The sequence below is a fragment of the Rugosimonospora africana genome, from assembly GCF_016862975.1.
In the GTDB taxonomy this organism is placed as follows: Bacteria; Actinomycetota; Actinomycetes; order Mycobacteriales; family Micromonosporaceae; genus Rugosimonospora; species Rugosimonospora africana.
The window spans coordinates 113,409-133,628 of record NZ_BONZ01000061.1 but is presented as its reverse complement, the minus strand read 5'-3'; the positions used below and the strand labels follow the sequence as shown (position 1 = coordinate 133,628).

At 71.4% G+C, this 20,220-nt stretch carries 14 protein-coding genes and 2 pseudogenes; 6 read left to right on the top strand and 10 right to left on the bottom strand.

The features are described 5' to 3' along the window. Positions 1–860: 860 nt before the first annotated feature. The 3 genes from Raf01_RS30640 to Raf01_RS30630 form a co-directional block, all read right to left on the bottom strand. Positions 861–1,631, bottom strand: a complete 771-nt coding sequence (locus tag Raf01_RS30640; RefSeq protein ID WP_203921519.1) for an SDR family NAD(P)-dependent oxidoreductase — start codon at positions 1,629–1,631, stop codon at positions 861–863. A gap of 649 nt (positions 1,632–2,280) precedes the next feature. Beyond that, on the bottom strand, positions 2,281–2,886 hold the full coding sequence (locus tag Raf01_RS30635; protein ID WP_203921518.1) for a hypothetical protein: 606 nt from the start codon (positions 2,884–2,886) through the stop codon (positions 2,281–2,283). A 13-nt stretch (positions 2,887–2,899) separates the two neighbouring features. Then, positions 2,900–4,684: a DUF4012 domain-containing protein gene (locus Raf01_RS30630; RefSeq protein WP_203921517.1), complete on the bottom strand. Its 1,785-nt coding sequence runs from the start codon at positions 4,682–4,684 to the stop codon at positions 2,900–2,902. Between the two features lie 248 nt (positions 4,685–4,932). Here Raf01_RS30630 and Raf01_RS30625 point away from each other — a divergent pair, with 248 nt between their 5' ends. Continuing rightward, complete coding sequence (locus Raf01_RS30625; protein WP_203921516.1) at positions 4,933–5,514, top strand: NADPH-dependent FMN reductase; 582 nt, start codon at positions 4,933–4,935, stop codon at positions 5,512–5,514. Between the two features lie 168 nt (positions 5,515–5,682). Here the strand turns inward: Raf01_RS30625 and Raf01_RS30620 are convergent. Further along, a pseudogene (locus Raf01_RS30620) lies at positions 5,683–5,958 on the bottom strand (acyl-CoA-like ligand-binding transcription factor); the annotation flags it as partial. A 98-nt stretch (positions 5,959–6,056) separates the two neighbouring features. Here Raf01_RS30620 and Raf01_RS49875 point away from each other — a divergent pair. Then, positions 6,057–6,551 carry a group II intron reverse transcriptase/maturase gene (locus Raf01_RS49875; RefSeq protein WP_308442673.1) on the top strand — a complete coding sequence of 165 codons (495 nt, stop codon included), beginning with the start codon at positions 6,057–6,059 and terminating at the stop codon, positions 6,549–6,551. Positions 6,552–6,705: 154 nt separating this feature from the next. Here Raf01_RS49875 and tnpB read toward each other — a convergent pair whose 3' ends face one another. Then, positions 6,706–8,079, bottom strand: coding sequence for an IS607 family element RNA-guided endonuclease TnpB (gene tnpB / locus Raf01_RS30605; protein WP_203921541.1), 1,374 nt, complete (start codon positions 8,077–8,079; stop codon positions 6,706–6,708). 5 nt (positions 8,080–8,084) lie between these two features. After that, a pseudogene (locus Raf01_RS50965) lies at positions 8,085–8,608 on the bottom strand (IS607 family transposase). A gap of 98 nt (positions 8,609–8,706) precedes the next feature. On the opposite strand from Raf01_RS50965, the gene Raf01_RS30595 reads away from it, so the two are divergent. Then, positions 8,707–9,498 (top strand): alpha/beta fold hydrolase, encoded by a 792-nt coding sequence (locus Raf01_RS30595; protein WP_203921515.1) that lies wholly within the window; start codon positions 8,707–8,709, stop codon positions 9,496–9,498. Between the two features lie 63 nt (positions 9,499–9,561). After that, entirely contained in the window at positions 9,562–10,014 is a 453-nt protein-coding gene (locus tag Raf01_RS30590) for a DUF3224 domain-containing protein (protein ID WP_203921514.1), read from the top strand. Here the strand turns inward: Raf01_RS30590 and Raf01_RS30585 are convergent. Next, the gene (locus Raf01_RS30585) at positions 9,999–14,612 is read right to left on the bottom strand and encodes a cation-translocating P-type ATPase (RefSeq protein ID WP_203921540.1); all 4,614 of its coding nucleotides are present in this window, start codon (positions 14,610–14,612) and stop codon (positions 9,999–10,001) included. The genes Raf01_RS30590 and Raf01_RS30585 overlap by 16 nt on opposite strands. Positions 14,613–14,939: 327 nt before the next feature. Here Raf01_RS30585 and Raf01_RS30580 point away from each other — a divergent pair, with 327 nt between their 5' ends. Further along, positions 14,940–15,209 carry a hypothetical protein gene (locus Raf01_RS30580; RefSeq protein WP_203921513.1) on the top strand — a complete coding sequence of 90 codons (270 nt, stop codon included), beginning with the start codon at positions 14,940–14,942 and terminating at the stop codon, positions 15,207–15,209. 37 nt (positions 15,210–15,246) lie between these two features. Here the strand turns inward: Raf01_RS30580 and Raf01_RS30575 are convergent, their stop codons facing one another. Further along, a complete protein-coding gene (locus Raf01_RS30575; protein ID WP_203921512.1) occupies positions 15,247–15,675 on the bottom strand; it encodes a CBS domain-containing protein in 429 nt (142 codons plus the stop codon). A gap of 376 nt (positions 15,676–16,051) precedes the next feature. On the opposite strand from Raf01_RS30575, the gene Raf01_RS30570 reads away from it, so the two are divergent. After that, positions 16,052–16,549, top strand: coding sequence for a DUF2231 domain-containing protein (locus tag Raf01_RS30570; RefSeq protein ID WP_203921511.1), 498 nt, complete (start codon positions 16,052–16,054; stop codon positions 16,547–16,549). A gap of 40 nt (positions 16,550–16,589) precedes the next feature. Here Raf01_RS30570 and Raf01_RS30565 read toward each other — a convergent pair whose 3' ends face one another. Both Raf01_RS30565 and Raf01_RS30560 read right to left on the bottom strand, forming a co-directional pair. Continuing rightward, positions 16,590–17,486 (bottom strand): class I fructose-bisphosphate aldolase, encoded by an 897-nt coding sequence (locus tag Raf01_RS30565; RefSeq protein ID WP_203921510.1) that lies wholly within the window; start codon positions 17,484–17,486, stop codon positions 16,590–16,592. 44 nt (positions 17,487–17,530) lie between these two features. Next, a complete protein-coding gene (locus Raf01_RS30560) occupies positions 17,531–19,900 on the bottom strand; it encodes a phosphoketolase family protein (RefSeq protein ID WP_203921509.1) in 2,370 nt (789 codons plus the stop codon). Between the last annotated feature and the right edge of the window lie 320 nt (positions 19,901–20,220).

The window sequence follows — 20,220 nt, the reverse complement described above, 5'->3', positions numbered from 1 at the left end:
ACACCATCACCGCGTGATTCACCAGGGCCATTGGCAGGTGAGGATCGCCACCGACGGCCTACCCGAATTCATCCCGCCGGCCTACATCGACGCGGAGCGGCAACCCCGCCGGAACAACTACCACCGACGCGAATAAGAAGCACCGGACAGTCATAGCCACCGGAGGCAAGAGCCGGTGGGAGATCAGAGTCACCGCGAGGACTGCCGGCGTGGCAACTGACCGCGCGGCAACTGACCGCGCGGCAACTGACTGCACGGAGACGTCCGCGCGGGAATCGTCTGCGTGGGGACTCGCGGGCCAGCATCGCGCGGTCGCCGCTGCGCGGGCCTCGATCGCGCGGGCCTGGATCGCGCGGGCCAACATCGCGCGGTCACCGCTGCGCGGGCCTCGATCGCACCTGCCTCGATCGCACCTGCCTCCATCGCACAGGCCGCCATCTATCGCACGGCCGCCACCCATCGCATGGTCGCCGAAGTTCGGAATGGCACGCCGTCTCCCTGGCATCGATCGCCGCCGCCGGGAAAGCTTGCCGACGGGCCCGGTCGCCGCGGTCGCGCCAGACGTCCCTGCCATACCCGGGGCGCGCATCCAACTGCCGCCCCCGTTGGAGGGCTTGCGGTCGTGTCGGTCGTCACGGGGGAGGGCGGAGGTCGTCACGAGGGAGGTGAGCGTCGGTGGAGTCGCACTGGATCTGGATCATCGGCTGAGCACGGGGCAGGAAGCGTCGCCGGCCGCGCGCCGGGATGCGTGACGGGGGAGGTGAGCATCGATGGAGCCGCACGGGTGGGATTGGCTGTTGGGCTGACGCGCGACGCCGGGGAGGTCGGGGGCCGCACGGTTTCCGGCCTCACCCTTGCCGTCAGGTCTCCTCGGGGTCCTGCCCGTACACGGAGCGGCCGCCGTCGACCGGGATGACCGCGCCGTTGACGAAGCTCGACCCGTCACCCAGCAGGTAGGCGACGGCCGCAGCCACCTCGTCCGGCCGCCCGACCCGCCCGAGCGGATGGAGCCGAGCCAGGTCGGCTTCGGTGCGCGCCGCCGCATCGAGAGTCTGCCGCGCCAGAAACGCCTCGTACCGTTCGGTCGCGATCGAGCCGAGAGCGACCGCGTTTGCCCGGATGCCCCGCGGTCCGTACTCCACGGCCAGCGCCCGGGTCAGCCCCTCGATGGCCGTCTTGGCCGTCGCGTATGGAAGCGCGCCCCGCACCGGCCGCTGTGCCTGGTGCGACGACACGTTCACGATCGCACCCGGCCTCGCCGCGTCGGAGAACCGGCGGACCGCGGTGGCACAGCCGACCACGACCGGCTCGACGTTGAGGGCGATCAGGTCGAGGATCTCCCGCGCCGGTACCTGGTGCAGCGCCGCGTCCCGGAACGCGGCCGCGTTGTTGACCCACCCGGCGAACGTGCCGGCGGCCTCGGCCAGGTCGGCGGCCCGCTCGGTGACGGCCTCCTCGGCGGCGTTGCCGGCGACCGAGATGATCGCCGGTTCCGCCGTGGTCCGCGTGAAGCCCAGCGCGTCCGGGTCGAGGTCGACGGCTACGACGGCGTGACCATCATCGAGCAGCCGCTGGGCGATCGCGCGCCCGATACCCCGACCGGCGCCGGTGACCACGTATGAACGTGCCATCCGGCCACTCTGACACCAACCGGCGCGGGCCGCTCGCGGGCGGGTCCCGGCGGCAGCCCGTGCATCGCCCGGCTCTCGCGGGACGGATCCACCGGCCGTATGTGGTGGCCGGTCGCCGGGGACGGTCGGCGACCGGCCACCACCGGCCGGGAGTGCCGGGATCGGGGGTCTGACTGGCAGGGCCGGTGTGGCGGGTTCGGCTCGCCGGCCGGATCGTCGGCTCGGCCGCGTTGACGAAGGTCACCTCCCGGTGCCCCGTGGGACAGGCGCCGGCGCCTGCGCCGGTACGGTGCGCAGCGGGGGTCGCGCCGCGCGGCGGCGTACTCGCGGCGGTGGTGGGCGGCGTGGCCGAGGGAGAAGGCGCCACGCCGGTCGGGAGTTCGCCGCCGCACCGGGCGCAACTGGCGAGATCGCCGCGGCACCGGCGGTCGCTCTGCCCGCGCGCCGCTCTGCCGGCAGCCACCTCGCCCGCCGCCATCCAGCCTGCCGCCGTTCGATCCGGATGCCATCGAACAGGAGACCGGCCGCCGTGTCGTGGATAACGAAAACTCCGTGCCGCCCGGCCGTAAACGGACCGGACGACACGGGTCGCGGTGTCGATGGGTCGGGGCGGCGGAGCAGGCTCCGCCACCCCGACCCATGGGAACGGTTAGCCGACCAGTTCGCCGTCGGCCGCTCCGGCACGCCTGCGGCGGCGCACCATGGCCACCAGGTACAGGGCGGCACCGGCGGCGAGCAGGCTGCCGCCCCCGATGGTCATCTTGGCCAGGTTAGTGCCGGTCACCGGCAGGTTGCCGTGCCGTAGCACGGTCAGTGTGATCGACGCGCTGCGGCCAGACGTCAGGCCAGTGGCCGTGATGTCCTCGATGCCCGGGTCGTCGAACCGCAGCCGGATCGAGAAGGCGCCGGTTGAGTCCGTGGTAACCGTGACCGGCGGGGTTGGCACGTGACCGTCGGCCAGCGGCTGGTCGAAGGCGACCGGGACCATCGCCGGTCCGGCGTGGCTGTTCCGGTTGGTGGCGCCGCTCGTCCGGCCCGCCGCCCCCGCCCGATGGACGCTGGTGATACTCACCTGCTCGCCGAGACCGTAGCCCCGGCCGCTGAGGATCACCGTGTCGCCGGCGGTGATGGTGGTGCTGGATAGGGTCAGGACGGGCGGCGGGGGTGGGTACTCATTCTGGGCGTGCGCCACCGCCGGAGTGGCCACGATGGCCAGTGCACCGGCGAGAGCGCTGATAATGCGGGTGAGCCGCATGATGGGTCCTTTCTTACTGGGCACACGCAGGTGCGGAATTGATGTGGGTGGTCCATGGCGCCACGCCCGGTGTGAGCCAGAGCTTGGCGGTGTTGGCGGGTACGGCGGGCGTCAGCAGGTTCACGTCCAGGACGTGGCTGCGTCCGGGTGGGAGGTCGACGCTGATGACACCCACCTGCCGCTTCTTCTGAGCGCCGCTGCCCAGCGGCGCCGGAGTGCCGTCGAGCCGGGCACTGACAAGGGAGCCGCTCACCGGGCTGAAGAGGTAGACGATGACCCGGGCGGTGTACGGGTCGCCGGCCAGCCCGAGCCCCAGCACGGCCGGGGTGAGCCCGGAACTGGGCGCGGTCGACCCGAGGGTGAGCCGGAGGTTCAGCTCCCGCCGCCCGTCGGGCCGGCACGATCCCACCGACAGGGTGGCCGAGTGGGTCAGGTAGTAGTCGAGCTTCGACCCGCTGCCGTCGTTGAGGAACACGCCGACGGTGGGTACGGTCTCCTGCTCGGGCAGGACGCCGGACAGCCCGGTACCGGCCAGCGCGTCGCGCTCGTCCGCGCGGGCGCTCCAGAACAGGATCCGGCGCTCGGTCGTGGCCTGGTCGAGGGCGGTGAGCACGGCGCGCGGGTCGGACTGACGGTGCATGACGGCGTCGAAGATCGCCAGTACCGAGGACGCGAAGTAGCCGTGCCGGTCGCTGTCGGACTCGATGTCCCGGTACGGCTGGGACAGCAGCGTCCGCACGACGGTCCCGGCCTCCAGCGTGGGCTGACCCGGCATGGTCACCGGTCCGATCGCGCGCAGCAGGTAGGACAACGCGACCGGGTCGGTGGCCAGCACGCCGTCCACGGTGACGCCGTTGCGCTGCCGGTACATCTCGCGGAAGGTCTGGGCGGCGGTGGGGAAGTCCGGGGTGAGGTTCACGTCGGCGGGGAAGGTGCCGATCCGGTCCGTGTAGAGCGCCCTGGTGGCCGCGTCCAGCGGCAGTACCGGCTCGGCGAACTGCTGCAGGTCCCCGCCCGCTCCGCGGTTGGCCATGGTGAGCTGGCCGTGGTCGGCCTGGACCACCGCGTAGGCGCCGAAGATCCCGCCGGTCGACCGGGACTCGGCGAGGTTCTGCAACAGCAGCAGGTACGTGCGGGGGCCGTCGGCGCCGAGCAGCGCCGGCAGCAGGGCGGTACCCCGGTGGCCGGCCGAGGTCAGGCCGGACAGCCGGTCGATCTGCGAGCGCAGGGTGTTCACCGCGTTCCGGATCGGCGGCAGCAGGCCGGTGGCCGGGATCCCGTCGAGCCGGGTCCGGACCTGCTGGACGACGGTGTCGGCGGCGGCGAGCTTCGGAGCCGCGGTGCTCAGCGCGGCGAGATCCAGGTGGCCGGCGGTGGGTACCAGCGCGGACGGGTTGAGCTGCACCAGAGCCGGAAACGCCCGGGCCGCCAGGTCGTCGACGGACGCGGCGATGGCCCGTACCGCGGTGATGTCGCGCCCCGCGTACGGCGTCCGAGAAGCGGTCCACCAGGCCGGGCCGGTGGTGATGTCGTGGGCGCCGGCGGCCTGGTCCTGCAGAGCGGTCAGCGTACGGCGGGCCTGGCCGGTCTCGCCGGCCAGCACCTGCTCGCTCAGGTCGCTGGCCAGCCCCGCGGCGCTGATCAGGTGGCCCCGTGCCTCCCAGCCGCGTACGACCAGCCAGCCGCCACCGAGCGCCACGAGGCTTCCGGCGACGGCGGCGGCGAGCAGGGCCCGGCGCAGCTGTCGGCGACGCCTGCGGCGCCGTGACCGGTAGATCACGGACGGCCCGGCGGCCATCTCATCACCACGCTCTCGCAGTTTCGGATCTAAGTCTCCATACGGACCGAATGCCCTAGATATCTATAACACGTACAATAGCGCCCGTAGGTTCTAACGTGGCCAAATCCGGACATTGCCCCCAGGGCTATGGAGTGGGCAGGAAGCCGGCGGCGACTGCCGCGCGTGGTGGGCCTCACCGGGGACCGGCAGCGCCCTCCGGTAACGTGGTCCGACAGAAGGTTGCGGAGTACCGAAAGAGGGCGTCAATGCCGAGGCTGCAGATCATCATCGCCAGCACCCGTCCGGGCCGGGTCGGCCTGCCGGTCGCTGAGTGGTTCCGCGAACGTGCCGCCAAGCACGGTGGCTTCGAGGTCGAGGTGATCGACCTCGCTGAGGTGAAGCTTCCGATGATGGACGAGCCGAACCACCCGAGGCTGCGCCGCTACACCCACCAGCACACCAAGGACTGGAGCGCGACCGTCGACCGCGCGGACGCGTTCGTCTTCGTGATGCCGGAGTACAACTACGGATTCACCGCGCCGCTGAAGAACGCGATCGACTACCTGCACTACGAGTGGGAGTACAAGCCGGTCGGGCTGGTCAGCTACGGCGGGGTGGCCGCCGGTGCCCGCGCCGCACAGATGATCAAGCAGGTCGTCACGACGCTGAAGATGATGCCGGTCTTCGAGGCGGTCCAGATCCCGTTCGTGGCGCAGTTCCTCGACGACGAGGGGCAGCTGCGCGCCAACGAGGTGATGGAGGGCGCGGCCACCGCGATGCTCGACGAGCTGATCCGGTGGAACGAGGCGCTGGCCCCGCTGCGCGCCAACAACGACGCCGGAGCCTGACTCACTCGGCTTGACAGGATCGGCCGGACGGGGCCTGTGCTTTTGCGCGGGCTCTTACCCGGCGGTTGCGGTACCGACGGCAGGCGCGCGAGTCTCGCTGCGCCAACCGATCGCGGCGTGGACGCCCGTCCACGCCGCGATCGAAGCGCCGCGGGGCCGCGCGCTGGATCAGCTTCGCAACAGGGCCTGCGTGAGGGTCTCCACGTTGTCGGTGATGAGGCTCGGGAGGTCGAGCGCGGCCTCGCTGTCGATCCAGGTCCGGAGACCGACCCGGAACGCGGCGACCACGGCGGCGCCGAACAGCCTGGCTGATCGTGCGTCCGGGGTGGTGCCCGTGCGCGTCGCCGCGAAGTCGCGGAAGAGATTCTCGAAGCTGGCGAAGACCTTGAGTAACCCCACTTCGAGCGCGTCGGTGGTGGCGACCAGGCGTAGCCTTCTCAGCTCCCGCTCCGGCTCGGTGACATAGTCCTGAACATGGTCGGCGTCTACTCGTTCACCGTGTCCGCGTCGAAGGCCGCCCTGTCGCCCACGTCGCCAAAGAGCTGGGTATCTCCCGGCGGGGCATCGTCCAGTACTACCTGCTGGCCGGTGACGTCCAACGACTAAACCGGCTGCGCTGGGTCATGGAGACCTCGATGCTCCATACCCTGGCCCGCAAGCACCGCTCGTCAGTGTCGAAGATGGCGGCCAAACATAAGGCCAAAATCGCGACACCTCACGGGCCACGCACCTGCTTCGAGGCCCGCATCACCCGTGACAGCAGGAACCCACTGGTCGCCCGGTTCGGCGGGATCGCGCTCAAACGGCAGAAGACGGCGATAATCGTCGACCGTCAACCGCACCGACCGCTCTACCCCCACAAGCAGCTGGTCAGCCGACTGCTCAAGGGCAGATGCGAGATCTGCGCCAGCACGGACACCATCGAGGTGCACCATGTCCGTCAGCTGGCCGACCGCACCACCGCGGTCGAGGCTCCACCAGCGTGGGACGCCTGCCATGGCCACATCCACGCGACGCCATCAACGCCAACGCAATAGTCACTAGAGAGCCGGGTACTCGGAAACGGGTATGCCCGGGTCGGAGGGAGGCCACGCGGAAAAGGACCAGCCCACAAGCTGGCACCTCGCTGCGTGGCCGACCTACCCGCACCCGTGATGGTGGTGGTGGTGGTGGCTCCAGGGAAGGAGACCGTTACCTAATGCGCATAGTGAGCGCATGGTCGGTAGTCCCGCCTTGCGGTGGGACGGTCCCGGTCTTACCCGCTAGCGCGGTGCCGGGTTGACGCTTCACAGCCACCTGCCCGCTGGGGCGGGTCTTCTGGTCGGCTCCGCGTCCTGACACCGGGCCACTCCCGGCGGTGTTGTACTGGGCCGCTATCGCGGCGAGGTTGCGTGCGGCGTTGAGGTCTCGGTCGAGGACCAGGCCGCATGCCCTGCAGGTGTAAATCCGCTCGGAGAGGGCGAGCTTGGTTTTCACCGCGCCGCAACCCGAGCAGGTCTTCGAAGACGGATACCAGCGATCGGCGACGAGCAGCCGGCCGCCGTTCCACCCAGTTTTGTAGGTCAGCTGTCGCCGGATTTCGGCGAACCCGGCGTCGGCGATGTGCCGGGCGAGCCGCCGGTTGGCGAGCATCCCGGTCACGTTGAGGTCTTCGACCACGATTGTGCCGTGCTCACGGACCAGTCGGGTCGTGAGTTTGTGCAGCCCGTCGCGGCGCAGGTTCGCCACCCGAGCGTGGGCTCGACCGAGCCGGTCCGCGGCGCGCTGCCATCGGTTCGATGGGCGCTGCCTGGTGCGCCGGTCCGGGCCCTGCTTGCGGGCCAGTGCCCGGCCGAGCCGCCGCATCCGCTGCTGCGCGGCGGCCAGGTGACGCGGGTTGTCGACCAGTTCGCCGGTCGAGAGGACCGCGAGGTGTTTGATACCGACGTCGACTCCGACGACCGAGTCCGGCCGGGCCGGTCCGCGCTCGGCGCGGTCGACCTCGACGCAGAACGCGACGTACCACCGGCCGCCGTCACGCCGGACGGTCGCGGACATGATCCGGGCGGTACCAGCTTCGAGGCGCCGAGCGAGTTTGCGGGCCGATTCGTGCAGCTTCAGCCGGCCCAGCCGGGGCAGCACCACGTGCATCCGATCCGGCTCGACCCTGATCGCCCCGGTCGTGAACCGCACTGACGCGACGCCGCGGCGGCGGGACTTGAACCGGGGGAACCCGGCCGGCCGGCCCCTGCGCTTGCCGCTGCGAGAGTCGGCCCAGTTCTTCAACGCGCGGGCGAGGGTGTCAAGGCCAGTGTTGAACGCTTCCTTCGAGCACTGCGCCCACCACGGCGCCACGTCGGCCTTCACGGCGTTCCACGCCTTACGCAGCGCGGGCAGCGACCAGGAGACCAACTCGGTGAGCTGCCCGTCGGGCACACCATAGGTGCGTTCGGCTGCCCGTTGGTCCATCACCGCCTTGACCCTCGCCAGCGCCCAGTTGTGCGCGAGGCGGGCTGCTCCGGCGTGCGCAAGCACGTCACGCTCCTGCCCGGCGGTCAGGTCCAGCGCGAACCGGTACGCCTGCATCGTCTTCACACCGGAGCACCCTCGGTCACGACCTCGACCCCGCCGCGGGCACGGTTGACGGTGGCGCGGCGACCATGCAAATGGGCGCGCAGCGAAATCAGGATCTCGGTCACGTCACACACAGCCCGCTTCGACGTACTCGGCGCCGAAGCGAGCGGACCGATCGCGGTGCTCGACCACGATGGTCGACACGGTGGGGTCGCACAGCAGGGCGAGGAACTTTCATTCGGTGCTCGTCAACTGCGCAGCCAGTCTCAGTGACGACCCGATCCTCGCCCAAGTACTGTCCGGCCATCCACGTGGTGACCCGAGAAACCTGCCGGTCCAAATCCGCCTTCCGGTCTGCCGAACAATCGCGTGCGCACATCACAGTCTGCCCGACGTGCGGGGATGTGCCCGGTCACCGGGTCGCAAATCAGCATAAGCCGACCAGCCCGGTACGTGGGAACAGCAGCATCTCAGACTCGTAACGCCGTCGAGCGGTCGCGTGCGAGATCCCGGCAGCCGCTGCCCACTCCATCAAGTTCACACCCCACTCTCGCGCGTCAATGAGCACTACTGACTACCGACACGCCAGCAGACATGCCCCTTGTGTGTCAGGCGCGAGTGCCCAGGACAGGTGACGTCGTGGTCAACGGCGCCCGGCTCCACTACGAACTGCGCGGGACGGGGCCGGCGCTGGCTTTCGTTCCGGGCGGGCTGGTCGACTCCGCGCACTATGCCGAGGTGGCCGGGCTCCTCGCCGACGCGTTCACGGTGCTCACCTATGACCGGCGCGGCAACGCCGGCAGCCCTCGCCCCACCGGCTGGCACTCCACCGACCTGGGCGAACAGGCCGACGACCTCGCGGGTCTGATCGAGTCACTCGGACTGGCCCCGTGCGCGATCTGGGGCGGCAGCCTCGGCGGCCTCGTGCTGCTGGAACTCCTCGCCCGTCGGCCAGGCCTCGTTCGCGCGGCGATCGTGCACGAACCCCCGCTGTTCAGCGTGCTGGACATCGGAGACCGGATCGCCGGGCAACTCGCCACGCTGGCGGCCGCCGCCGTCCGCGACGACCGGGTCGACTCCGCCGTGCGGCAGCACGCGCACGAGACGCTCGGCGATGTCTTCGAGCGCCTGACACCGCAGCTTCGCGAGCGGATGACCGCCAATGGCCGGGTCTTCTTCGACCTGGAGGTACCCGGGCTGGTCCGATCGCTGCCCACGGCCGACGCGGTCACGGCCGTGCTCGACCGGACCGACATCCCGGTCGCGTTCATGGCCGGCCCGGAGAACATCCAGTCGCCTCCGTACCGCATCACTCGCTGGCTGGCCGACCGCGTGGGTGTCGAACTGCGCGAAGTGCCCGGAGGACACATGCCGTACGCGGTCGATGCGACCGCGACCGCTGCGGCCATCCGCGACGTCCTGACCGCCTGATCAGCAGGACCCGACATTGGTGGCGACGGCCGGAGCGCCGGCGTCACGAAGGGAGAGGGACAGATGAGTCTGAAGCCCAACGGACCAGGACGCGACCATGTCACGAGCGAGAGCGACGTGGCCGTGCTCAAGTACGACCAGGCGGTCATCAGCCCGCCGGACGACAGCGGGATCACCCTGGTCGAGACCACGCTCCAGGAGCGCTTCTCCGGAGGCTTGGACGGTGACGCGATCGCCAAGCATCTTCGCGTGATGAACGAGGACGGTACGGGCACGTTCACCTGCGTCGAGCGGTTCAGCGGCTCGCTGGACGGGCGGCCGGGTTCGTTCGCGCTTGTCGCCGAGGGATTCACCGACGAGGCCAGCGTGGTACACGGCCGGTGGGAGGTGGTTCCCGGCTCGGGAACGGGAGAACTGGCCGGACTGCGGGGCTTCGCCGCGTTCTACGCCAAGCAGACGGCCGACAGCCGGACCGGTTGGGCAGCCAGAGACGTCCTGACCTATTGGTTCGAGTAGGGCCGCTCATCGCCGGGCCGCTCATCACCGGGACGCTCGTGGGCCGGAAGCTGCGCGTCATCCGGTGGCTGTTCCGACTGCGACTTCTCGTCCTGCGACTTGTCGTGGTGCCGCCCGAGCGGGAGCCCACCGGGTAGCAGCCGGCTCAGCGCGGCGTTGCCGAGTGTCGCGCCGGTGGCCGCCCCGGCCGCGATGGTCCAGCCGACCGGGCCCAGTGGCGTACACCCGAAGAACTGGCTGACCCCCGGGGTCTGGATGATCGCGACGAGCACCCCCGCGGACGCCGCGGTCGCCGCCACGGTGGCCGGGTTGGTGCCGCCGGCCAGCATGGTCTGCCCGAGCTGGGTGCCGACGAGCGCGGCTAGCGCGATGGTGCCGGCCCGACGGGGTCCGGTCACCCGGCCGAGTGTCCAGCCGGTCGTCGCGCCGAGCGCGGTGGACGCCGCCCGTACCGCGATGTCCCGGGTGAGGATGCTGTCCAGGGACGCGTCCGGCCCCTCGCGCAACAGCTCGTCGCCGCCGGTTGCCTTCGGCGGGCGGACCGCGATGGCCATCGCCGGTGCCAGGTCGGTGAGCAGGTTGACCAGCAGCAGCTGCCGGGCGGTCAACGCGGACCGGCCGGTGGCCGCGGCGGTCAGCACGCTGAACGTGATCTCGCCGAGGTTGCCGCCGATGAGGATGCTCAGTGCGTGCCGTACCGAGGACCACATCGCCCGCCCCTCGATCAGCGCGGCGATGATGGTCTCCAGCCGGTCGTCGGTGACCACCAGGTCGGCGGCCGCGCTGGCCGCCGGCGTGCCGCGCTGGCCCAGCGCGATGCCGACGTCGGCGAGCCGGATCGCCGGGGCGTCGTTGGCGCCGTCTCCGGTCATCGCGACGGTACGGCCGCCCCGCTGCAGGCTCTGGATGATGCGTACCTTGTGGGCCGGGGTGCACCGGGCCACCACGTCGGTCTCCGCCAGTAGCCGGGCCAGCCCGTCGTCGTCGACCTCGTCGAGTTCGGACGCGGTGACCACCCGCTGTGCGCTGCCGTCCGTACTGATCGTGGCGGCGATCGCCTCGGCCGTCGCCGGGTGGTCGCCGGTGATCATGATGGTGTGTACGCCCGCCTCGCGGATCCGCCGTACCGCCGGCGACGCGCTCTCCCGTACCGAGTCGGCCAGCGCGACGAAACCGACGAAGGTCAGCTCGTCGACGTCGTCGTCGCACACGGTCGGGGTGGGGTGCGCCCGCTCGGCGACGGCCAGCACCCGGTGCCCGGCGCCGGCGTGCCGCTCCAGGACGCTCAGCAGCTCCCGCCGTTCGGCGTCGCCCAGCGGGCGCTGTTCGTCGTCGAGCCGCTGGGCCGAGCAGCGCGGCACGATCGTCTCCGGGGCCCCTTTCACGCTCAGCAGGTGGCCTTCCTGGCTGGTACCGACGGTGGCGTGGTACCCGCGGGACGGCTCGAACGGCAGCGTGCAGGTGTGCTCCCAACCGGGCGCGCCGATGTCCACCCGCACCTGCGCGCTCTCGGCCCCCTCCAGCACCGCCCGGTCGGTCTGCAGCGAGGTACCCGACGTCGGATCGGCCGGGGTGGCGCGCAGGGCGGCGGCGAGTACCCGGCGTAGCGGCTCTTCGATGGAGTGGAGATCGGCGTACCGGTCGCCGGAACCCACCCCGGCCAGGCCCAGCCGCCCCTCGGTGAGCGTGCCGGTCTTGTCGAAGCACAGCACGTCCACCCGGCCGAGGGCCTCGATCGTCCGCGGGTTGCGCACGAGCGCACCCTGCCCGGCCAGCCGCCGGGCGGCGGCGAGCTGAGCTGCGCTGACCAGGAACGGCAGGCCCTCGGGCACCGAGGCGACCGCGAGGTTGGCCGCCTCCGCGGCGGTCTGCCCGAGCGGTACCCCGCGCAGCAGCCCGGCGCTCGCGACCGCGGCGGCGGAGGTGGCCGCCAGCGGTACGGCGGTGCGGGTCAGCCGCCCTAGGCGGGCCTCGACACCGGTGGCCGGCGGAGCCTGGCGGGCCAGTGCCATGCCGCGCCCGACCTCGGTGTCCACGCCGGTCGCGACCACCACCGCGCTGCCCTGCCCGGCCGCGACCGTGGTCCCCTCGTACAGCATCGAGGTGCGGTCCGCGACCGCCGCTGCGATGACCGGTGCCGCGGCCTTCCCGACCGGGAGCGACTCGCCGGTCAGCGACGACTCGTCCGCCTCCAGGCCGTCCGCCTCGATCACCCGGCAGTCGGCCGGGATCACGTCGCCGGGATGGAGGGCGACGACGTCGCCGGGTACCAGGTCCCCGGCGGCGACCACCTGTTCGGTACCGTCGCGGCGTACCCGCGCGGAGACCATCGAGCGGGACAGCAGCGCGGCCAGCGACCGGTCGGTGGCGACCCGCTGCACCGCGCCGACCAGCGCGGTCAGGCCGAGCACCCCGCCGACCAGGCCGGCGTCCACCGGCGAACCGACCACCGCGGACAGGCCGGCGCCGGTGGCCAGCACCGGGGCGAGCGGGTTGGCCAGCTCCTCGACGAAGGCGCGGCCCAGGCCCATGCTCCCGCCGCCCTCGCTGGCGTGGCTCTGTGTCCGCCGGTGAGCCTCCTCGGCCGACAGCCCATCCGGTCCGGTGTGCAGCCGTTCCAGCACGTTCTGGATCGGCATGAGGTGCCACGGCACGCTCGCCCCGGGCGGTGTGAGCACCTCGCTGTCCAGCTTCTGCGCGCTCCACAGCCCGGCCGCCATGGCCACCCCGGCCGTCGTGTTGACCGCGTTGAGAGTACGGGTGGGCAGCCGCCGGGGCGGCGAGGTGAACGCGGCCAGGGCACCCAGCCCGGTCCCGGCCCGGGACAGCGTGACGCTGTGCCGGGCCACCGCCCGGGCCATCCCGGCCGCGTCGACGACCAGGGCGGCGGCGGTCAGGTCGGTTTCGAGCAGCAGGTGGGCGCCCCAGGGCGGCTCGCCGTCCTTCCCGCGTACGCCCAGCCCGCAGTCGCTGGCGCCCAGCGCGCGCCGGTTCCCGGAGACCAGCATCACCCCGGCGCCCTCGCCCTGCAGGGTGCGTACCGAGTCGACGAGCTGTGCCCCGCCGGGCATCAGGCGGTCGGCGAAGTCATGGCGCCGGCCGTCCCCGCCGGCCACGATGAGGCGCATCCCGGCCCGGCGGGCGGCGGCGGCCACCACGTCCAGGTCGGGAGTCGGCTCGGGTTCGGCGCGGACGACCGCGACCAGCTCGCCGCCCCGGGCCAGGCCGAGCGCGGTGCCGCCGTCGGCGCCCAGCCGCCGCGCGTGTTCGGTGTTGGCACCGCTGGGCCACGAGGGGCCGTGCTCGCCTCCGCCAGGCCCCGGTTCCGGCTGCGCCGCGCTGGGCCCGGACGGGGCGTGCTCGCCTTCGCCAGACCCCGGCTCCGGCTGCGCCGCCCGTTCCGGCAGCTGGTCCAGCGGGGCGAGCACCCAGCCGTCGCCCTCCCGCCGGGCGTCCGGCTGGTACGGGTCGAACAGCGCGAACGCCGCGGTGGCCACCTGCTCCGGGTCGACGTTGGTCAGCGGGGCCAGGTCGGTGAGCATCGCGCGGTCCGAGCCCACCGCGTCCTCGTCGAGGACCAGCGTGTCCAGCCGTTCGAGTTCGCGCAGCACACCGCGGTCCATCGCGATCACCCCGCGCTGGGCGAGGATCCGGCCGACCCGGGCCGCGTACGCCTCCCGGCCGCCAAAGGCCGCCTTCGGCAGCGCGGACAGCGCCAGGGCCGCCGAACGCTTGAACCCGGCCAGCGGGAAGGCGATCGCGCCGGCGGCCCCGCCGGCGGCGAGGATCCGGTTCGCGTAGCGCTCCAGCGGACCGTCCGGCAGCGGTACCGGCCGGATCTGGGCGACCCGGGCCGCGGCCGCCCGCTCCGGCGTACCGGTCAGCTGCTCCTCCGCCGCCGCCCAGGCGGCCTGCTGCGCCCGAGCCTCACGCCACTGCAGGATCCGCTGGGTACCGTCGACGGCGATGCCGGTCCAGCCGCCGGCGAGCCCCTGCGACAGCGCCTCGATCAGCGGCAGTACCGAGTCGGCCCGGCGCGCTCCGTGCAGCCACTTCGCGGCCAGCGCGTGCAGCCGGGGATGGTAATCGATCAAGTTGGCCAGCCCGGCCACCTCGCCGGGCAGCGGAGCGAACGGCAGGATCCGGGTCAGCACCGACAAGCCGAGGCCGACTCCGTCGGCGGCCAGCGTGGACAGCGCCTTGCGGGTACGCGGCCCCTCCTCCGGCGGGTGCGGGGGCTCCAGGTCGCCGTCCGGCTCCAGTCCGTCCATCCGCTCGGCCGCGGCGACCGCCGCCGTGAGGTCGGCGATCCGCGGCTCCGGCGGCTGCACCGCGACGATGACCCGGGCCGTCGGCGCGTTGACCCGGGCCCAGGCCACGCCGGGCAACTGTTCCAGCAACTGCTCCACGCGGGCGGCCAGCGCGTCGGCACCGTCCCGCTCGACACCGCGTACCTCGATGTGGTGCCGGCCCGGTACCGACCAGACGCACCGGTCGGTACCACTGGCCACTCGGGCGAACCGGTGCAGCGCCGATCCCGCGGCACGGGACAGCCCGGCGACGAGGGTCGGTACGCCGGCCGCGCCGAGAGCGGCCATCGGCAGCAGGCGCCGGGGCGGTCGGCCACCGGCGCCGTCGGGGGACACGTCCGGCGCGGGCAGGGTGTCGTGGGCAAGTGTGTCGTGGGCAGTGGTGCCGTGGGCAGTGGTGTCGTGGGCAGTGGTGCCACGGTCGGACGTGTCGCGGGCAGGCGTCTCGGGGGCAGGCGCGTGATCAGGCGTGTCGTGGTCGGGCGTGTCGTGGTCGGGCGACTGGTTCCACTGAATGATCTTCCACTGGGTCATCGGCCCGCCGCTTCCGCGCGACCGCGACGCATGGAACCAGCCTCCGGTGGAATACCAGTCGGGAAGCCGGAGGAGGCCGCCATGACCATCACAGTGCCGCGCGCCCTGACGCGTGAACCCCACGACAAGCGCGTGAAGCTGTATCCGCAGCGGCTGCGGATACCAGTCATCGGCGATGTCACGGTGCCCCCTCCCGGCCAGATGGCCTACTTCGCGGGCCTCGGCATCCTGGCCGCGGTCGAAATCATCGAGTGGCCGCTGGCCCTGGTGATCGGCACCGGGCACCTGCTCGCGGACCAGCACTGGTCCCGGCTCCTGCGCGGACTGGGTGGGGCGGCCGAGGAAGCGTGAGGGGGCCCGGCCGGCGGGCCTCGAACGGGTGACCGCTTCAGCTGTTCGGCGGTGCCGCGTACACCGCGGCGGTGAAGCGCTGGACCTCCCCTTCGGTCAGGTTGGTCACGATGTCGGCCTCGGAGATGATGCCCACCAACCGCTGCTCGTCCAGCACCGGAAGCCGGCGGATCGTGTTGTCCGCCATGCGCCGCAGCGCCTCGCCGATGTCCGCGTCGGCGTCCACCGACACCGGCATGCCGCGGGCCAGTTCCCCGGCCCGCATCTCCCGCGGGTCCGCACCCTCGGCGACGCACCGCACGACGATGTCGCGATCGGTCAGGATCCCGCGCAGGCTGCCGTCCTCGCCGCAGATCGGTACGGCGCCGACGTGCAGATCACGCATGGCCCGCGCGGCGATGCTCAGCGCCTCGTTCTCGCCGACACACTTCACGCCGGTATGCATGATCTCCCGAGCGGTCGTCATGGCCGCCTCTCCCTCCTCGCCGCGAGGCCGTCCCGCGGCGAGGTCTGCGACCCCCCGCGCTGACGTTCTTTCACGCTAACCGGCCGCCCCCTTCGCCAGGGCCGGAATCGGCGTGCTTGCCACTGGCGGGAAGGGGTCGCAGCCTCGGCGAAGGCGCCGGCTGGGAGGTTGCCGCTGTCGGCGAAGGTGCCGGCACGAGGATTCGCGGCGGCGGCAAAGGCGCCGGCTTGAGGGTTCGCGGCGTCCGTGGGATGCCGGCTCGAGGGCGCGGGGCACCGGTGGAGGCGCCGGCCGCGGTGATGCCGCGCATAACGCGGCTCCTTCCGGGTAGGCCAGGCACGGCAGGCCGACGCGCGTGCCGGGAGGGGAGAGGCGTATGCAGACCCGAGCGAAGGCGTTGGGTCACCAGATCCACCCGATGCTGGTGACGTTTCCCCTGGGGCTGCTGGCCACCGGGGTGATTTTCGACATCGTGTACCTGGCGACCGACCGGCACGGCTTCGAGATCGCGGCGGCGTACACGATCGGCGCCGGTGTCATCGGCGGGCTCTTGGCGGGCCTGTTCGGGATGATCGACGCGGCCGCGATCCCGTCCCGTACCCGGGCCAAGCGCATCGGTCTGCTGCACGGCCTCGGCAACGTCGTGGCGCTGGTGCTGTTCGGGATCAGCTGGATTCTGCGGGAGCAGGGGGTTGCCTGGCACGCGAGTGCCGTGGCACTGATCCTCGGCTTCGTGGGCATCGTGCTGCTGGCCGGTACCTCCTGGCTCGGCGGCGAACTGGTGGAGCGGCTGGGTGTCGGGGTCGACCCGAACGCCGACGTGAACGCGTCGAGTTCGCTGTCCTCACAGCATGGCGGCCTGACCAGCCACTGAATCCGACCGGGCCAGCCGCTGACGCGGCTGGCTCTCATGCTCAGTCCGAGTGGTGCTGGGCGAGGATCTCGCGCAGTTGACCGACCAGCCGCAGCGACGCGTCGTGGTCGCGCTGCCAGACGTTGCGGCCGAAGATGAGCCCCATCGCGCCGGCGCGCATCGACTCGGTCGCCTTCTCCAGCATCTTCTCGTCGCCGGCCTTCTCGCCGCCGGAGACCAGGACGAGCGACCGGCCGGCCGCCTGGATCACCGCGTCGATCGCCTGCTGGTTGGTGAACTCGCCGTCGTACGGCGCCGGAACGGCGGTCCGCTTGTCCGGCTTCGGGAAGTTCACCTTCACCACGTCGGCACCCAGTTCGCTGGCTATCCGCGCCGCGTAGTGCACCGAGTAGAAGGAATCCTTGCCGCCCTTGGCTTCGATCGCCGTACCGCGCGGGTACGCCCAGACGATCAGCGGCATGCCCAGGCGCTCGGCGTCCCGCCGTACGGTCATGAACTGCGTGAAGTCCTCGTGCTGGGCGGGGCTGCCGATGTAGAGCGTGTAGCCGACCGCGTCCGCGCCCAGCCGCACCGCGTCCTCGACCGTCGCGTTGAACGGGGACAGGGCGTAGTCGTCTGACGGGATCTCGGTCTTGCCGTTGAGCTTGACGATCAGCGGCACCTGGCCGGCGTAGTCCCAGTAGAACTTCTCGGCCAGGCCGATCTGTACGGCGATGCCGTTGAACCCGCCCTCGACCGCCAGCCGGATGATGTACTTCGGATCCGCCGCGGCCGGGTTGGCGAAGAAGTCCCGGGGACCGTGCTCCAACCCCTGGTCGTACGGCAGGAACATGGCCTTGCCGTTGCCCAGCCCGTGCTGGTACAGGATGCGGTGCAGCCGCGCCTTCTTGCCGGTGGAGAGCCCCAACTGGCGCAGTTGCGCGTGGTTACCCGTCATGTTTTCCTCTCTACCCACCTGCCCGCCGCGAAACGAGATCCGGATCAGCCGGCCGGGATCGCCTGCCAGGACCAGTCGCGGATCTCGGGCAGGTCCTCGCCGGTCTCGCGGACGTAGTCGCGGTGTTCGGCCCGCTTGTCGACCATCCGCTGGCGCAGCGTGGCGGCCTTGCGGGACAGGCCGGGTACCCGGTCGATGACGTCCATCACCAAGTGGAACCGGTCCATGTCGTTGAGCACCAGCATGTCGAACGGCGTGGTCGTGGTGCCCTCCTCCTTGTACCCGCGCACGTGGATGTTGTCGTGGTTGTTCCGCTGGTAGGTCAGCCGGTGGACCAGCCACGGGTACCCGTGGTAGGCGAAGATGACCTGCCGGTCGGTGGTGAAGATGGCGTCGAACTCGGCGTCCGGCAACCCGTGCGGGTGCTCGGAGGTCGGTTGCAGGCGCATCAGGTCCACCACGTTGACCACCCGTACCCGCAACTCCGGCAGGTGGGTGCGGAGCAATTCGGCGGTCGCCAGGATCTCCATCGTCGGGACGTCGCCGGCCGCCACCAGGACCACGTCGGGGTCGCCCGCGTCGTTCGACGCCCACTCCCAGATGCCGAGGCCGCGCCGGCAGTGTCGTTCGGCCGCGTCGATGTCCAGCCAGGTCGGGGCCGGATTCTTCCCGGCGACGATGACGTTGATGTAGTCGCGGCTGCGCAGGCAGTGGTCCGTGACCGCCAGCAGGGTGTTGGCGTCCGGCGGCAGGTACACCCGGACCACTTCGGCCTTCTTGTTCATGACGTGGTCGATGAACCCCGGATCCTGGTGCGAGAACCCGTTGTGGTCCTGACGCCAGACGTGCGAGGTGAGCAGGTAGTTCAACGAGGGGATCGGCTTGCGCCAGGCCAGTTTCCGGCTGACCTTCAACCACTTCGCGTGCTGGTTGACCATCGAGTCCACGACGTGCACGAACGCCTCGTAGCACGGGAACATGCCGTGCCGCCCGGTGAGCAGGTACCCCTCCAGCCAGCCCTGGCAGGTGTGCTCGGACAGGATCTCCATCACCCCGCCGCGCGGCGCGAGGTGCTCGTCCACCGGCGCGGTGGCGGCCTGCCACACCTTGTCGGTCACCTCGAAGACCGCGCCGAGCCGGTTGGACTCGGTCTCGTCCGGGCCGACCATGCGGAAGTTCCCGTACGGCCGGTTCGCGGCCATGACGTCGCGCAGGTACGTGCCCAGAACGCTGGTGGCACCGGCCATCGAGCCGGCCATCACCCCGTAGCCGCGGTAGTCGGGCAGCTCCAGGTCGCGTGAGTGCCGGCCACCGTTGGCGTGCGGGTTGGCGGCCAGCCGGGCGCTCCCGCTCGGTAGCCAGTCCACAATGGACGGCACTGGGGCGCCGTGCCGGTCGAACAGCTCCTCCGGCCGGTACGACAGCATCCAGTCCCGCAACGCACTGAGGTGCCGGCTGTCGTCGCGGGCGGCACCCAGCGGTACCTGGTGCGCGCGCCAGGTGCCCTCGACCGGATGGCCATCCACCACCCGCGGGCCGGTCCACCCCTTCGGGGTGCGCAGCACGATCATAGGCCACTGTGGACGCTCGTCGACCCCGTCCTCACGGGCCGCCCGCTGGATGGAGGCGATCTCGTCGAAGACGGCGTCCAGGGTCGCGGCCAGTACCTGGTGCACCGGCTCCGGCTGGTAGCCCTGCACGAGATACGGCCGGTACCCGTACCCGGTGAGCAGATCCTCCAGCTCGTCGTCGCCGATCCGGGCCAGCACCGCGGGGTTGCTTATCTTGTACCCGTTCAGGTGCAGGATCGGCAGCACGGCCCCGTCGGTCACCGGATCGAGGAACTTGTTCGAGTGCCAGGACGCGGCCAGTGCTCCGGTCTCCGCCTCGCCGTCGCCGATGACGCAGGCGACCACGAGGTCGGGGTTGTCCAGCGCGGCGCCGTACGCGTGGGACAGCGAGTAGCCCAGCTCGCCGCCCTCGTGGATCGACCCGGGCGTCTCCGGCGCGTTGTGCGAGGGCACTCCGCCGGGGAAGGAAAACTGCTTGAACAGCCGGGCCATGCCCCGCTCGTCGAGCGACACCGCGGGGTAGATCTCGCTGTAGGTACCGTCCAGCCAGGCGTTGGCCACCATCCCGGGGCCGCCGTGCCCCGGTCCGGCCACGTAGATCATGTCCTGTTCCCGGGCCGCGACGATCCGGGACAGGTGGGCATAGACCAGGTTCAGGCCCGGGGTGGTGCCCCAGTGGCCGAGCAGCCTCGGCTTCACGTCCTCGGGTGCGAGCGGCTCGCGCAGCAGCGGGTTGGCCAACAGGTAGATCTGGCCGACGGACAGGTAGTTCGCGGCGCGCCAGTACCCGTCGATCGCGTCCAGTTGCTGCCGGCTCAGCGGTACGCCGTCGACGATGAGCATGGGCTACCCCTCCCTCGCGGTTACCCGCCCGCGGCGGCCGGACGGCGCGCTCCGCGCACCCTGCCGGTATGCCCGCTGCTGCGGCAGGCATACCGGACGGTGTCGCGCAGCGCCTCCGCCGTGTCACACTCGGTGCGCACGGGTCCCGCGGTGGCAGTGGGGCCGGTGTGGCGGTCGGGCCGGTGTGAGTGAGTGCGGCGTTTTCGTCCGGGAGAGCGCTTTCAGCATGATCCATAGACCGACGTTGACATAGAGGAAGGCCACTCCTAATCTCGTGGAGAACGCTCTCCCGATCATCCCGCTGGCGAAACCCGACCACG

Bases quoted from the DNA above. Each gene is read 5' to 3' on its own strand.
- Raf01_RS30640 (WP_203921519.1), bottom strand. From the start codon at position 1,631: ATGGCACGTTCATACGTGGTCACCGGCGCCGGTCGGGGTATCGGGCGC.
- Raf01_RS30635 (WP_203921518.1), bottom strand. From the start codon at position 2,886: ATGCGGCTCACCCGCATTATCAGCGCTCTCGCCGGTGCACTGGCCATC.
- Raf01_RS30630 (WP_203921517.1), bottom strand. From the start codon at position 4,684: ATGGCCGCCGGGCCGTCCGTGATCTACCGGTCACGGCGCCGCAGGCGT.
- Raf01_RS30625 (WP_203921516.1), top strand. From the start codon at position 4,933: ATGCCGAGGCTGCAGATCATCATCGCCAGCACCCGTCCGGGCCGGGTC.
- tnpB (WP_203921541.1), bottom strand. From the start codon at position 8,079: ATGCAGGCGTACCGGTTCGCGCTGGACCTGACCGCCGGGCAGGAGCGT.
- Raf01_RS30590 (WP_203921514.1), top strand. From the start codon at position 9,562: ATGAGTCTGAAGCCCAACGGACCAGGACGCGACCATGTCACGAGCGAG.
- Raf01_RS30585 (WP_203921540.1), bottom strand. From the start codon at position 14,612: ATGGCCGCTCTCGGCGCGGCCGGCGTACCGACCCTCGTCGCCGGGCTG.
- Raf01_RS30580 (WP_203921513.1), top strand. From the start codon at position 14,940: ATGACCATCACAGTGCCGCGCGCCCTGACGCGTGAACCCCACGACAAG.
- Raf01_RS30575 (WP_203921512.1), bottom strand. From the start codon at position 15,675: ATGACGACCGCTCGGGAGATCATGCATACCGGCGTGAAGTGTGTCGGC.
- Raf01_RS30570 (WP_203921511.1), top strand. From the start codon at position 16,052: ATGCAGACCCGAGCGAAGGCGTTGGGTCACCAGATCCACCCGATGCTG.
- Raf01_RS30565 (WP_203921510.1), bottom strand. From the start codon at position 17,486: ATGACGGGTAACCACGCGCAACTGCGCCAGTTGGGGCTCTCCACCGGC.
- Raf01_RS30560 (WP_203921509.1), bottom strand. From the start codon at position 19,900: ATGCTCATCGTCGACGGCGTACCGCTGAGCCGGCAGCAACTGGACGCG.